This is a genomic window from Streptomyces sp. NPDC058086 (assembly GCF_042885015.1).
Taxonomy (GTDB): Bacteria; Actinomycetota; Actinomycetes; order Streptomycetales; family Streptomycetaceae; genus Streptomyces.
In genome coordinates, this window is record NZ_JBHVST010000025.1 from 85744 (window position 1) to 100086 (window position 14343).

Sequence of the window (14343 nt, forward strand, 5' to 3'; positions counted from 1 at the left end):
AGTTCCCCGCGCCCCTGAGGGGCGGGGCTGCGCCCCGGCCCCCGCATCAGGTGCTTTTAGGGGCGCGGGGAACTGCGCGACCAGACCCCACTCGGCCGCAGACGCATCACCGCACCCGGAATCCGTTCGGTCGGCGTGCGGAGAACAGAGCCGCTTGCCGGGCCGGGGGCAGGTTGCCGAGGGAGATGAGGTGCGGCGCCTGCGTGAAGGCGTGGGCGCGGGCGGCCTCGTGGGCCGTCCACAGCGCGCGGACGGTGCCCTGCACTCCTTCGGAGGGGTAGGAGGCGATCACCGTGGCGCAGCGGACGGCGGCCTCCAACGCACCCCCGGGCGGGGTGAGTTCGGACACCCACCCGATGTCGTACGCCCGCCGCGCGGACATCCGTTCGGCGTTCCCCATGAGTGCCATCCGCGCCGCCTCCCCGTACGGCATCCGGTGCGCCGCGTACACGGACTCGTACGCGCTGACCATGCCGTACGTCGTGTGCGGGTCGAAGAAGGTGGCGGTCTCGTCGGCGACGACGAACTCCGCCTCCCCGAGGAGGTAGAAGGCCCCGCCGCACGCCATCCCGCGCACGGCCGCGACGACCGGCTTCCACAGGTCGTTGGCCTTCGGGCCGATGCGCAGGAGCGGGTCGTCGACCATGTAGGGGGAAGCGGGCTGGGGAGTCTCGGTGGTGCGGTCGAGGCCCGTGGAGAAGGCCCGTTCGCCCGCCCCCGTGAGGACCACGGCCCGTACCGAGTCGTCGAAGCGGAACGCCCGCCAGGCGGCCGAGAGTTCGGACGCCAGGGCCTCGTCGATGGCGTTCAGTTTTTCCGGGCGGTCCAGGGTGAGGACCGCGACGCCGGTGTCCTTGTCGGTCGCGATCCGCAGCGCGCCGCCGTTCACGACCGGCCGTCCAGAACCCACTGCGGCAGCCCCTCCCCGCTGAACACCACCCGTACCCGCGCTCCGATCCGGATCCGGTCCGGGGAGAAGGAGTCGAGCGGTGCGCCCGGGGCCGTGACCAGGTTGCCGACCAGGCGGATGCGCGGGGCCTCGGCGAGTTCGACGACGATCGCGTTGTACGGGGCCAGGGCCGCGTACGCCGGGAGCAGCGGCGGGTGCGGGACGACGTACGACCAGACGCGGCCCAGTCCGCTCATGCGTCGCCACTCGCTGCCGAAAGACTGGCAGTGGGGACAGCAGGGGCGGGGCGGGAAGCGCAGCTCGCCGCAGTCGGCGCACGCCTGGATCCGTAGCTCGCCCTGGGCGGCGTACCCCCAGAAGGGCGCGCCGTCGTCGTCGAGGACGGGGGTGAGAAGGGGCTCGGTCATCTCGGCTCCTCAGTTCCGCAGCAGGATCGCGGAGGTGGGGACGCCCTCCCCCGCCGTGACCAGGCAGGTGGCGGCCCCGGGTACCTGGGCGGTGCTCATGCCCCGCAACTGCTTCACGCCCTCGTTGATGAGGTTGAAGCCGTGGACGTACGCCTCGCTGAGTCCGCCCCCGCCGGTGTTGAGAGGCAGCCGGCCCCCGATCTCCAGTGCGCCGCCCTCCGTGAAGGCCGCGCCCTCGCCGCGTCCGCAGAATCCGTAGCCCTCCAGGGAGAGCGGAACGAGGGGGGTGAAGGCGTCGTAGATCTGGGCCACGTCGACGTCGTCCGGGGTGAAGTCGGCGTGTTTCCACAGGTGCCGGGCGGCCGTCCAGGCGGGGCCGGTGAGCGGGTCGTCGTTCCAGTAGTTGACCATGCCGTGGTGCTGGGCGGGCAGACCCTGGGCGGCGGAGTGGACGTACACGGGGCGCTGCCGGCAGTCCCGGGCGCGCTCGGCGGACACGATCACGCACGCCAACGCGCCGTCCGTCTCCAGGCAGTTGTCGAAGAGGCAGAGGGGTTCGCTGATCCAGCGGGAGGTCATGTACATCTCGCGGGTCAGCGGGCGCTCGTACATCATCGCGGCGGGGTTCTGGTTGGCGCGGTTGCGGCAGGCGAGGGCGACGTTGAAGAGGTGGTCGCGGGTGGCGCCGTACTCGTGCATGTAGCGACGGGCCAGCATGCCTATCTCGTCGGCCGGTCTGAGCAGCCCGAAGGGGCGGGTCCACTGGGCGGGGGTGGGCAGTTGGACGGCGGTGTTCTTCCACGGCCTCGGCCCGCTGCCGCGCTTGCGCGACCGCCAGGCCACGCCCACCGTCGCCTGACCGGTGGCGACGGCGGCGGCGAGGTGCGCGACGGTGGCGCAGGAGCCGCCGCCCCCGTAGCCCACCTTGCTGAAGAAGGTGAGATCGCCGAGGCCGACCGCCTTCGCGACCTCCACCTCGTCGGTCTCCTCCATGGTGTAGGAGGCGAGGCCGTCGACTTCGGAGGGCGCGATTGCGGCGTCGTCGAGGGCGGCGAGGATCGCGCGGCAGGCCAAGGTCTTCTCGGACTCGGGGAGTTGCTTGGCGAAGGGGGTCTGACCGATGCCGACGACGGCGGTGGCGTCCTTGATCCCCGGCATGGGTGCACCTCCACGGAAGGGCCCGACTGCTGACAGGCCGTCAGGCTACAGCTAATCTGACGGGTAGTCAGCTAGTGGGTTCGTGCCTACGGAGGCGTGAGATGCGCGGAGACCTGGAGTGGGGCAGCATCCCGGGGCTGATGCGGTCGGCGGCGACGCGCTTCGCGGACCGCGAGGCCGTCGTCGAGGGCCGTACGCGGATCTCCTACGCCGAGCTGGGCGCCCGCGTCGAACGTGCGGCGGCCGCCTGCCTCGCGAACGGCGTACGGCTCGGCGACCGGGTTGCCATCTGGGCGCCGAACACCCTGGACTGGATCGTCTCCGCCCTCGGCGCGGTGTCCGCGGGCGCGGTGCTCGTCCCGCTCAACACCCGCTTCAAGGGCGCCGAGGCGGCGTACGTACTGTCCCGGAGCCGCGCGCGGCTGCTGTTCGTGACGGGGACGTTCCTGGGGACGTCGTACGTGGCGTCGCTGCGACGGGCGGCGGGGGAGGAACAGGAGGGGGAGGGCGCCGGAAACGGACCCCTCCCCGGGCTCCCGCACCTCGAACAGGTGGTGGTACTGGCGGACGACGCCCCCGCCGACTTCCGCACCTGGAAGGACTTCCTGGCGGACGGCGAGGGTGTCGGGGCGGCGGAGGTGCGGGAACGGGCGGCGGCCGTGCCGGGATCGGCGCCCTCGGACATCGTCTTCACCTCGGGTACGACGGGCCGGCCCAAGGGCGCCGTGATCACGCACGCGCAGAGCCTGCGGGCGTACGAGGTGTGGTGCGAGCTGGCCGGTCTGCGCCGGGAGGACCGCTACCTGATCGTGAACCCCTTCTTCCACACCTTCGGCTACAAGGCCGGGGTGCTCGCCTGTCTGATGCGGGGCGCGACGATGATCCCGCAGCCGGTGTTCGACGTGGACACGGTGCTGGCGAACATCGCGTCCGAGCGGGTCACGGTCCTGCCCGGCCCGCCGACCCTCCACCAGTCCCTCCTCGACCACCCGGCGCGGGCGTCGTACGACCTGTCGACGCTGCGGCTGGTGGTGACCGGAGCCGCCGTGGTCCCGCTGCGCCTGGTGGAACGCCTGCGCACCGAACTGGGCGTGGAGACGGTCCTGACGGCGTACGGCCTCTCGGAGGCCAGCGGATTCGTGACGATGTGCCGCCGGGGCGACCCGTCGTCCGTGATCGCGTCGACCTCGGGACGCGCCATCCCGGGCGTGGAGATACGCGTCGAGGCGCCGGCGGGAACCCCGGGCGAGGTACTGGTCCGCGGCTTCAACGTGATGCGGGGCTACTTCGAGGACGCCGAGGAGACCGCCCGCGTCCTGACCCCGGACGGCTGGCTGCGCACCGGCGACGTGGGCGTCCTGGACCCGGCGGGCAACCTCCGCATCACCGACCGCATCAAGGACATGTTCATCGTCGGCGGCTTCAACGCCTACCCCGCCGAGATAGAACAACTCCTCGGCCTCCACCCGGACATCGCGGACGTGGCGGTGATCGGCGTACCGGACGGCCGGCTGGGCGAGGTCGGCAAGGCCTACGTGGTCCGCCGCCCGGGATCCGTCCTCACCTCCGACGACCTCCTCGCCTGGTCCCGCCGCGAGATGGCGAACTACAAGGTGCCGCGGGTGGTGGAGTTCGTCACGCAGCTCCCACGGAACGCCGGCGGGAAGGTGGTGAAGGGGGAGCTGCGGGGACGGTGAGGCTCGGGCCGCCTGCTCAGGCGTGATCCGGCGGGGACGACGGCCGCGCAGGTCATTCCTGGACGAGGGACTGCCGGGCGATGGAGTGGACGGCGTGGATCTCGTCCATGGCGGCGCGCCAGACGGGGGCGTTCCGATCGATGGTCCGAGCCGCGTGCTCGGCGGCGCGCAATCGCGCTGCCAGCGCCGGGTTCCTGGCGATCTCCACCGCGACGGCCCACGTCTCGAGGAACTGGACGATCGGCCCGAGGCGGCCCGTGGCCGCGGCCAGCGTGATCGCCTCGTCCTTGTCACGCTCCATCTCGGCGATCCGGTGGGGCGCGACCTGCGCCAGAGCGCACCGGAGGGCGGCCGGCGTCCGCTCGGGCCGCGCGATGCCGGGCCCGCCGGGCTGGGCATGCCGTGCGGTCATCATGATCCTCCCCCGGTGAATCGGGCCCTGGACACACATCGGCCGCGGCGGCTCCCCCTCCGCGCCGCCGCGGCCGATCCCCGTGTGGTGTAAGTCCGCCCCCCCGGTGGGACTTAGACCGGCTCGTCCGTCGCGTGGATGTTGTCCGGGGTGGCGTCGCCGGTGCTGTCGTCCTTGGCGATCGGGTTCTTGGTGGTGAGGGGCTCGCTGGTGGCGTGGATGTTGTCCGTGGTGGCTTCGCCGACCGGCTCGCCCGTGGCGTGGATGTTGTCGGTGCTGTTGGTGTCGCTCATGTGGCTGTCCCCCTGACAGTCTCGGTGCAATGGATGGAGCGGCCCGTCCGGCAGCTCCCCCGTGGGCCGCCGGACGGGCATCTCGGGGCCGCTACCCTAGTGCCACGGCCTCAGGTCGCCCCGTCTGCCCCCCGACGCGACGGATCGACTCGTTGAGAGTGCCGGGTGGCGATAAACGAACGATGAACGTCCAGGCGTGAGCCCTGCCGCAGAGTCCTATGCGACGGCGAGCGGGTTGAGGAGCGCCCTGACCGTGTCGGCCTCGGGAGCCCCCAACGTCTGGAAGATGTCGAGGGATTCGCGCCAGCAGACCTGGGCCCGGCCGGAGTGGCCGATCCCGTTCAGAGCGTGGCCGAGCACGATGAGAACGTTGGCCCTGCGCCACTCGCCACCGATGCCGCGCAGGACCGTCAGGGCCATCTCGGCGTTCGCCGCCGCCTGAGCCGGGCGTTGGGCGGCGAGGTCGGCCTCCGCGAGGCGGAACAGGGACATGCCCTCCCAGAGGTGCTGGCGGCTGTTGCGGAAGACCGTGAGCGCTTCGCTCAGACGTGTGGTGGCCTCGGGAAGGCGGCCGCTCTGGGTGAGCGCCAGGCCGAGCGCGTAGCGCCCGTTGGCGCCCTTCAGCGCATGGCCCATGTCGTCGTACATGTCGGTGCCCTGCTGGGCCAGGGACACGGCACTACTGGTACGCCTGGTGGCGAGGTGGATACGGGAGAGGTTGCACAGCGCGCTCGCCTCGCCGGGGCGGTCGTGGCAGGCCCGGAAGCTCTCGATCGCCCGGGTGAGGTGTGCTTCGCCGTCCTCGTACTGGTTCTGGTAGAGCGCGATCACGCCGAGGGTGTTGGAGGCCCAGCAACTCGTCAGGTGATCCGTCTCGGCGGCCAGTTCGAGGGCCTGCGCGGCTGCCTCGCGGGCGGGGTCGAAGCGTCCGGTGATGTGGTGGACGTAGGCCAGGGTGACCAGAGCCCGTGCTTCCGCGTGCGCGTCACCTGCCGCCTGGGCCGCTTCCCGCAGAGCGGAGGCGACCCCCTCGTACGCCTTGGAGTTCGTGCCGGACTCCGCCAGATCCACGGAGGCCCACAGCACGTCGACGGCACGCCGGAGGAATCCCTCCTTGGTGGACTGGCGGACGCAGGCGAGCAGGGAGATCGCCTCCGAGTACAGCCAGTCCTGCGCCCGGTGACGGTCCTCGAACGACAGCCCCGGGTGCTCCGTCGGGTCCAGATGGTCCACCAGCCGGTCCCCGGGGCGTTCGATCGCGTATACACCGGCGGCCGTGGCCAAGTAGAAGTCCAGGAGGCGGGACATCGCCGCGTCCCGTTCGCTCGGGGGCTGTTCGTCGCGTTCCGCGCACGCGCGGGCGTAGAGGCGTACGAGGTCGTGGTAGCGGTAGCGGCCGGGGGCGGCGGATTCCAGGAGGGAGGTGTCGACGAGGGATTCGAGGAGGTCCTCGGTGTCGTCGATCGGGAGGTCGAGGACGGCGGCCGCGGCGGCGAGGGAGATGTCGGGGCCGTCGGCCAGGCCCAGCAGACGGAAGGCGCGCGCCTGGGCCGGCTCCAGCTGGCCGTAGCCGAGTTCGAAGGTGGCCTTGACCGCGAGGTCGCCGGCCTGGAGCTCGTCCAGGCGGCGGCGCTCGTCGCCGAGCTTCGCCGCCAGGACCGAGACGGTCCAGGTGCGGCGGGCGGCCAGCCGGGAGGCCGCGATACGGATGGCGAGGGGGAGGAAGCCGCACGCCGCGACGACGTCGAGAGCCGCCTCGCGCTCCGACGCCACCCGCTCCTCGCCGACGATCTTCGTGAAGAGCTGGAGGGCCTCCTCCGGGGACATCACGTCGAGGTCGACCAGGTGCGCGCCCGCCAGGTCCACCATCCGCACCCGGGACGTGACGAGGGCCGCGCAGCCCTCCGTGCCGGGGAGGAGGGGGCGGACCTGGGCCGCGTCGCGGGCGTTGTCCAGGAGGACCAGGACCCGGCGGCCGTCCAGGACCGAGCGGTAGAGCGCCGAGCGCTCCTCCAGGGAGTCGGGGATGGAGGAGTCCGCCGTGCCCAGGGCACGCAGGAACGCGCCGAGGACCGTCTCAGGCTCCGCCGCCCGCTGGCCCGCACCCTGCAGGTCGACGTACAGCTGCCCGTCGGGGAACGCCGCGCGCGCCTGGTGGGCCACGTGCACGGCGAGGGTCGTCTTGCCCACGCCGCCGATGCCCGCGAGCGCCGAGACGGCCATGACCTGGCCCTCGCCCTCGGCGGAGGACGCGGAGGCCAGGACGTCGCTCAGTTCCTGGACGAAGGAGGCGCGGCCCGTGAAGTCCGTGACGGTGGCGGGGAGCTGGGCGGGACGGACCGGTGCCGGGGTGGGCTCGGCCGCCGGGGCCGAAGGTTCCGCGAGGCCCGGGTCGGCCTGGAGGATCCGCTGCTGGAGCTCCTTCAGGCCCGGGCGCGGGTCCACGCCGAGCTCGTCGGCGAGGAGGCGGCGCGTGTCGGCGTACACGGCGAGCGCCTCGGCCTGCCGCCCGCTGCGGTACAGGGCGAGCATCAGCAGTTCGCGCAGCCGCTCGCGCAGGGGGTGCGCCGCGGTCAGGGCGGTGAGTTCGGAGACCGCCTCCGCGTGGCAGCCCTGCTCCAGGTCCATGTCGAGCCGGGATTCGAGGAGTTGGAGCCGCCACTCCTCCAGGCGCGCCCGCTGTGTCTCCGCGTACGGACCGGGCACGCTCGCCAGCGGCTCCCCGTCCCACAGGCCCAGCGCCCGGTTCAGCAGGTCGCGGGCGGAGCACAGGTCTCCGGAGTGCTTGGCCTTCTCGGCGTCGGCGGCGAGTTCCTGGGCCTCGGCGAGGTCGAGGGAGCTGTCGCTCCCGGCCAGCCGGATCGCGTAGCCGCCGGACTCACTGATCAGGACGCCGGGGTCCAGGGCCTTGCGCAGCCGGGAGGCGTACGTCCGTACGGCGGCCAGCGCCTGGGGCGGGGACTCCTCGCCCCACAGGGCGTCGATCAGCTCGCCGGACGTGGCCGTCCGGCCCTCCCGCAGCAGCAGCGCGGCCAGCAGGGCGCGTTGCTGCGGGGACCCCGTGGGCAAGGAATCCTCGCCGCGCCAGGCGCGCACCGGGCCGAGCACGCTGAAGCGCAACGCCGCCGATTCCCCGGCACGTCGCTGCTCCGGCACTCGCGGTACACCGTCCATCGCCGTCCCCCTGCCGAACCGTCAGTACTACGAGGCCAGTTTGCCTTGTTCATGGCGGATGCGTCAGCCGTGCGAGACAGCGATCACAGGCCCGCACACCGTACAGGCACGGGGGATCACAGGGCTCTCACAACCTCTGCGCACATCTCCGCACAGAGCCGCCCATTCCGGAGGCGTACAGCAGCCGGCGGAGCCGTACCAGATAGCTGACGGGTCGTCAGATCGGCGCTACCGTGAGCCGTATGGAGACCACGAGGACCACTGAGGCCGCCCAGGCGTCCACGACCCCGTTCCCGAAGATCATCTCCGTGGACGACCACACCGTGGAGCCACCCGGCGTCTGGCGCGACCGCCTCCCCGCGAAGTACCAGGACACCGGACCCCGCATAGTCCGCGCGCCGCTGAAGGAGATGACCTTCCTCGGCGGCAGGTTCGCCCCGGTGATGGGCGGCCCCGGCGACGACGGACCCGTCGGCGACTGGTGGGTCTACGAGGACCTGCACCGGCCCCTCACCCGTCTCGACACCGCCGTCGGCTACGACAGGGACGAGATACGGCTGGAGATCATCACGTACGAGCAGATGCGACCCGGCTCGTACGACGTCCCCCAGCGCCTCGCCGACATGGACGTCAACCACGTCCAGTCCGCCCTGTGCTTCCCCACCTTCCCGCGCTTCTGCGGCCAGACCTTCACCGAGGCCAAGGACCGTGAGCTGGGCCTGCTCGGAGTGAAGGCCTACAACGACTGGATGGTGGAGGAGTGGTGCGGCCCGGCGGCGCACGGCCGGCTCGTCCCGCTCACCCTCGTACCCCTCTGGGACCCGGAACTCGCCGCCGCGGAAGTACGCCGCAACGCCGCCCGTGGCGTCCGCGCGGTCGCCTTCTCCGAGATCCCGCCCCACCTCGGGCTGCCCTCCGTCCACACCGACGACTGGGACCCCTTCCTCGCCGCCTGCGACGAGACCGGCACGGTCGTCGCCATGCACATCGGCTCCAGCAGCAAAATGCCGTCGACCTCGGCCGACGCGCCGCCCGCCGTCGGCTCCACCATCACCTTCGCCAACTGCTGCTTCTCGATGGTCGACTGGCTGATGAGCGGCAAGTTCGAACGCTTCCCGAACCTCAAGGTCATGTACGCGGAAGGCCAGATCGGCTGGATCCCTTACATCCTGGAGCGCGCCGACGTGGTCTGGGAGGAGAACCGCGGCTGGGGCGGCGTCGCCGACAAGGTCCACCGCCCGCCGTCCGAACTCTTCGCCGAGCACGTCTACGGCTGCTTCTTCGACGACGCGTTCGGCCTGCGGAACCTCGACGCCATCGGGGTCCCGAACGTCCTCTACGAGACCGACTACCCCCACTCCGACTCCACCTGGCCCAAGTCCCGCGAGGTCGGCGAGGCCCAGATGGGGCATCTGGACGCGGACGTGGTGGAACGGATCGTCCGGGGCAACGCCATCGAGCTGCTGGGGCTGACGGAGGACGGGCTCTGGGCCGGGCCGGGAGGTCCCCGTTGAACCAGTCCCCGTCGAACCAGTCCCCGTCGAACGAGTCGGCGTCGAGGCAGTCCCCGTCGGACCCCGCACCCCTGCTCTACGGGATGCAGCTCCCGATCCAGTCCCAGAGCACGATCTACGCCGAACCCTGGGAGGCGGCGGCCGGTCCCGGCGAGCTCGTCGCCGTCGCCCGCGCCGCCGACCGTGCCGGTTTCGCGTACGTGGCGAGCTGCGACCACGTGGCCGTCCCGCGCCGTCTCGCGGACGCCATGAGCACGATCTGGTACGACCCCGTCGCCACCCTCGCCTACCTCGCGGGCGTGACCGAGCGCGTACGGCTGCTCAGTCATGTCGCGGTCGTCGGGCTGCGGCATCCGCTGGTCACGGCCAAGCAGTACGCGACCCTCGACCACCTCTCCGGCGGGCGGCTGATTCTCGGCGTCGGCGCCGGGCATGTGGAGGAGGAGTTCGAGGCGGTGGGCGCCGACTTCGCGCGGCGGGGGGCGGTGCTCGACGAGTCCATCGACGCGCTGCGCGCCGCCCTGGGGGCGGACGAGTTCCCCGTGCACCACGGGAAGCTGTACGACTTCGAAGGGCTCGGGCAGCGGCCCAGGCCCGCGCAGGAGCGCGTGCCCATCTGGGTCGGCGGCTCCTCGCCCGCCGCCGTGCGCCGGGCCGCGCTGCGGGGTGACGGCTGGCTGCCGCAGGGGGATCCGCGCGAGCGGCTGCCGGAGCAGATCGCCCGCCTGTACCGGATCAGGGAGGAGGCGGGGATCTCCGCGCCTCTCGTCGTCGGGGCCATCACCGAGCCCCTGTACATCGGCACGCCCGGCTGGCAGGTCGGGCGGCGCACCGTGAGCGGGGCCCCGGAGGCGGTCGCCGAGTCGTTGCGGGCGTACCGGGCGATGGGGGTGCACCAGATCCAGGTGCGGTTCCGGGCGCGGGGGCTGAGTGAGCTCGTCGACCAGATCGCGGCGTTCGGCGCCGACGTCGCGCCGCACCTCAACCAGAGCGCGCCGCACCTCAACTAGGGAGTCAGGGTATGGGCAAGCTGGACGGACGCGTCGTCATCGTCACCGGGGCGGCGCGCGGGCAGGGCGAGCAGGAGGCGCGGCTGTTCGCCGCGGAGGGCGCCAGGGTCGTCGTCGCGGACGTGCTCGACGACCGGGGCGAGGACGTGGCCAAGGAGCTGGACGCGCTCTACGTCCACCTCGACGTCGGCCGGGAGGACGACTGGGCGGCCGCCGTCGCCGCCGTGAAGGGCGCGTACGGGCGGATCGACGGGCTGGTCAACAACGCGGGCATCCTGCGCTTCAACGCCCTCGTGGACACCCCGTTGGACGAGTTCCTCCAGGTCGTGCAGGTCAACCAGGTCGGCTGCTTCCTCGGGATCAAGACGGTGGCGGGGGAGATCGCCGCGGCCGGCGGGGGCACGATCGTCAACACGGCCTCGTACACCGCGATGACCGGGATGGCGGCCGTGGGCACGTACACGGCGACCAAGCACGCCATCCTCGGCCTCACCCGTGTCGCCGCCCTGGAGCTGGCGCACCAGCGGATACGGGTCAACGCCATCTGCCCGGGCGCCGTCGACACCCCCATGTCGAACCCGGCCCAGCTCGACCCGACGGCCGACCCCGAGGAGATGACCAGGGCCCTGGACGAGCTGTACAGCAAGCTCGTGCCGCTCGGGCGGGTGGGCAGGCCCGAGGAGGTCGCCCGGCTCGCCCTCTTCCTGACCTCCGAGGACTCCTCGTACATCACCGGGCAGCCGTTCGTGATCGACGGGGGGTGGCTGGCGGGGGTCAGCGTTCTCTGAGGCCCATCGCCAGCTGACGGTTCGTCAGCTATTGACGCTTCACGGGCTCGGTGCAACAGTCGGCGGCAAGTAGATCTGACGGAACGTCAGATACGAATGTGGGGACGGTGAACCTCCTTGGAATTCGGGCTCTTTGTACAGGGATACGTGGGCAAGCGCGCCGAGACCGACCCGCTCGCGGAGCACAAGGCGCTGATGGAGGAGACCGAGTACGTCATCCAGGCGGACAAGTCCGGCTTCAAGTACGCCTGGGCGTCCGAGCACCACTTCCTGGAGGAGTACTCGCACCTCTCGGCGAACGACGTCTACCTCGGCTATCTCGCCCACGCCACGGACCGCATCCACCTCGGCTCGGGCATCTTCAACCCGCTCGCCCAGGTCAACCACCCGGTGAAGGTCGCCGAGAAGGTCGCCATGCTCGACCACCTCAGCGAGAACCGCTTCGAGTTCGGCAGCGGACGGGGCGCGGGCAGCCACGAGATCCTCGGCTTCCTCCCCGGCATCACCGACATGAACTACACCAAGGAGATCTGGGAAGAGACCATCGCCGAGTTCCCGAAGATGTGGCTCCAGGACGAGTACGCCGGGTTCCAGGGCAAGCACTGGCAGCTCCCGCCCCGCAAGGTGCTCCCCAAGCCGTACGGGAAGGCGCACCCCGCCATGTGGTACGCCGCCGGGTCGCCGCCCTCGTACGCCATGGCCGCCCGCAAGGGCCTGGGCGTGCTCGGCTTCAGCGTGCAGAAGGTCTCCGACATGGAGTGGGTGCTCCAGCAGTACAAGACCGCCATCGTGGACGCCGAGCCCGTCGGGGCCTTCGTCAACGACAACGTGATGGTGACGACCACCGCCATCTGCGCCCCGACGCACGAGGAGGCGATACGGATCGCGGTCGCCGGCGAACTGCACTACCTGCCCTCCCTCGTCTTCCGCTACCACGACACCTTCCCGCGCCCCGAGGGCTTCCCCGTCTGGCCGGAGACGCTCCCCGAGTACAACGCCGAGTTCGTCGAACTCCTCATCGAGGAGGAGCTGTTGATCTGCGGCGACCCGGACGAGGTGCTCACCCAGTGCAAGCGCTGGGAGCAGGCGGGCGCCGACCAGCTCTCCTTCGGGCTGCCGGTCGGGGTCCCGAAGGAGGAGACCCTGCAGACGATCCGGCTGATCGGCGAGCACGTGATTCCGAAGATCGACACGGATCCGGTGCACCGGACGACCCGTTTCCGGCAAGCGGTCTGAGGAGGGTGCGGCCATGCTCGACCACGTCATCAAGGGCGCGACCGTCGTGGACGGCACGGGCGCGCCCGGCTACACCGCGGACGTCGCCATCCGCGACGGCCGTATCGCCGCGATCGGCACGGTCACGGAGGCGTCCCGCACAAGCGAGGACGCCTCCGGTCTCGTCCTCGCCCCCGGATTCGTCGACCCGCACACGCACTACGACGCCCAGCTCTTCTGGGACCCCTACGCCACCCCGTCCCTGAACCACGGGGTGACGACGGTCGCGGGCGGCAACTGCGGCTTCACCCTCGCCCCGCTGAACCCGGCGCGGCCCGAGGACGCCGACTACACGCGCCGCATGATGTCCAAGGTCGAGGGGATGTCGTTGGTCGCCCTGGAGGAGGGGGCGCCCTGGAACTGGCACAGCTTCGGCGACTACCTCGACGCCCTGGAGGGGCGGATCGCCGTCAACGCGGGCTTCATGGTGGGGCACTGCGCGCTGCGGCGGTACGTCATGGGCGCGGACGCGGTGGGCGGGCAGCCGACCGGGGAACAGCTGGAGCAGATGCTCGCCCTCTTCCACGAGGCGATGGAGGCGGGAGCCTGGGGCCTGTCGACCACCCAGTCCTCCACCCATTCCGACGGCGACGGGAAACCGGTCGCCTCCCGGCACGCGAAGCCCGCGGAGTTGCTGGCTTTGAGCAGGGCCGTCCGCGAGCACGAGGGCACCCAGATCGAGGCGATCGTCGCCGGCTGCCTCGACCAGTTCAGCGACGACGAGATCGACCTCTTCGTCGAGATGAGCGCCGCGGCGGGCCGCCCGCTCAACTGGAACGTGCTGACCGTCGACGCCGCCGTCCCCGAGCGCGTACCGAGGCAACTGGTCGCGAGCGAACGGGCACGGAAGGCGGGCGGCCGGGTGGTGGCCCTCACCATGCCGATCCTCACCCCCATGAACATGTCCCTGGGCACGTTCTGCGCGCTGAACCTGATCCCCGGGTGGGGCCCGATCCTTGCCCTGCCCGTCCCGGAGCGCATCGCACGGCTGCGGGACCCGTCCGTGCGGGCCGAGATGCTGGCCCGGGCGAACAGCAAGGAGGCGGGCGTCTTCCGCCGCCTCGCCGACTTCGGCCGGTACGTCATCGGGGACACCTACAGCCCGGCGAACGACGGCCTCACCGGGCAGGTCGTGAAGGACATCGCGGCCCGGCGCCACCAGGAACCCTTCGAGTGCCTGGTCGAGATCTGCGCGCACGACGACCTGCGGACGGTGCTGTGGCCCATGCCCACCGACAACGACACCGACTCCTGGACGCTGCGCGCCGAGACCTGGCAGCACCCGGACGTCATGCTCGGCGGCTCGGACGCGGGGGCCCATCTGGACCGCATGTGCGGGGCCCCGTACACGACCCGGTTCCTCGGGGACTGTCTGCGCGGGCGGAAGCTGACCACGCTGGAGGCGGCCGTGAAGATGCTCACGGACGACCCGGCGCGGCTCTTCGGACTGAGGGAACGCGGGCGGATCGCGGAGGGCTTCCATGCGGACCTCGTGCTGTTCGACCCGGAGCGCATCGACGCCGGCAAGGCCACCCTGGTGCACGACCTGCCGGGAGACAGCCCGCGACTCGACTCCAAGGCGATCGGCATCACGGCGGTCTGGGTCAACGGGGTCGAGTCGATCCGGGGGGACGTGGTGACGGGCGCCGTCCCCGGGAAGGTGCTCCGTTCGGGGCGGGACACGCAGACGGTGAGCACGCGGTGA

At 71.5% G+C, this 14343-nt stretch carries 12 protein-coding genes; 6 read left to right on the forward strand and 6 right to left on the reverse strand.

Annotated features, from left to right (window positions below; genetic code table 11):
* Positions 1 to 106: 106 nt before the first annotated feature.
* From ACFVWD_RS21300 to ACFVWD_RS21310, 3 genes are read right to left on the reverse strand one after another with little or no spacing between them, the layout of a single operon-like run.
* Complete coding sequence (locus ACFVWD_RS21300) at positions 107 to 910, reverse strand: enoyl-CoA hydratase/isomerase family protein (RefSeq protein ID WP_389598029.1); 804 nt, start codon at positions 908 to 910, stop codon at positions 107 to 109.
* Positions 886 to 1317, reverse strand: coding sequence for a Zn-ribbon domain-containing OB-fold protein (locus ACFVWD_RS21305; RefSeq protein WP_389598031.1), 432 nt, complete (start codon positions 1315 to 1317; stop codon positions 886 to 888). Before ACFVWD_RS21305 ends, ACFVWD_RS21300 begins: the two co-directional genes overlap by 25 nt.
* 9 nt (positions 1318 to 1326) lie before the next feature.
* Positions 1327 to 2475 (reverse strand): lipid-transfer protein, encoded by a 1149-nt coding sequence (locus ACFVWD_RS21310; protein ID WP_389598033.1) that lies wholly within the window; start codon positions 2473 to 2475, stop codon positions 1327 to 1329.
* Positions 2476 to 2576: 101 nt separating this feature from the next.
* Between ACFVWD_RS21310 and ACFVWD_RS21315 the strand changes: the two genes are divergently transcribed.
* A complete protein-coding gene (locus ACFVWD_RS21315; RefSeq protein ID WP_389598034.1) occupies positions 2577 to 4172 on the forward strand; it encodes a FadD3 family acyl-CoA ligase in 1596 nt (531 codons plus the stop codon).
* A 52-nt stretch (positions 4173 to 4224) separates the two neighbouring features.
* On the opposite strand, the gene ACFVWD_RS21320 is transcribed toward ACFVWD_RS21315, so the two are convergent.
* The 3 genes from ACFVWD_RS21320 to ACFVWD_RS21330 form a co-directional block, all read right to left on the reverse strand.
* Positions 4225 to 4587: a hypothetical protein gene (locus ACFVWD_RS21320; protein WP_389598036.1), complete on the reverse strand. Its 363-nt coding sequence runs from the start codon at positions 4585 to 4587 to the stop codon at positions 4225 to 4227.
* Between the two features lie 110 nt (positions 4588 to 4697).
* Positions 4698 to 4877 carry a hypothetical protein gene (locus ACFVWD_RS21325; protein ID WP_389598038.1) on the reverse strand — a complete coding sequence of 60 codons (180 nt, stop codon included), beginning with the start codon at positions 4875 to 4877 and terminating at the stop codon, positions 4698 to 4700.
* A gap of 216 nt (positions 4878 to 5093) precedes the next feature.
* A complete protein-coding gene (locus ACFVWD_RS21330; RefSeq protein ID WP_389598039.1) occupies positions 5094 to 8051 on the reverse strand; it encodes a BTAD domain-containing putative transcriptional regulator in 2958 nt (985 codons plus the stop codon).
* Between the two features lie 242 nt (positions 8052 to 8293).
* Here ACFVWD_RS21330 and ACFVWD_RS21335 point away from each other — a divergent pair, with 242 nt between their 5' ends.
* The 5 genes from ACFVWD_RS21335 to ACFVWD_RS21355 all read left to right on the forward strand — a co-directional run bounded on the left by ACFVWD_RS21335 (position 8294) and on the right by ACFVWD_RS21355 (position 14343).
* Entirely contained in the window at positions 8294 to 9565 is a 1272-nt protein-coding gene (locus ACFVWD_RS21335) for an amidohydrolase family protein (RefSeq protein ID WP_168509261.1), read from the forward strand.
* Positions 9566 to 9648: 83 nt separating this feature from the next.
* On the forward strand, positions 9649 to 10575 hold the full coding sequence (locus ACFVWD_RS21340; protein WP_389598074.1) for a TIGR03619 family F420-dependent LLM class oxidoreductase: 927 nt from the start codon (positions 9649 to 9651) through the stop codon (positions 10573 to 10575).
* A gap of 11 nt (positions 10576 to 10586) precedes the next feature.
* Positions 10587 to 11363, forward strand: a complete 777-nt coding sequence (locus ACFVWD_RS21345) for an SDR family NAD(P)-dependent oxidoreductase (RefSeq protein WP_101404461.1) — start codon at positions 10587 to 10589, stop codon at positions 11361 to 11363.
* Positions 11364 to 11480: 117 nt separating this feature from the next.
* The gene (locus ACFVWD_RS21350; protein ID WP_389598041.1) at positions 11481 to 12599 is read left to right on the forward strand and encodes an LLM class flavin-dependent oxidoreductase; all 1119 of its coding nucleotides are present in this window, start codon (positions 11481 to 11483) and stop codon (positions 12597 to 12599) included.
* Complete coding sequence (locus ACFVWD_RS21355; protein WP_389598076.1) at positions 12559 to 14343, forward strand: amidohydrolase family protein; 1785 nt, start codon at positions 12559 to 12561, stop codon at positions 14341 to 14343. Before ACFVWD_RS21350 ends, ACFVWD_RS21355 begins: the two co-directional genes overlap by 41 nt.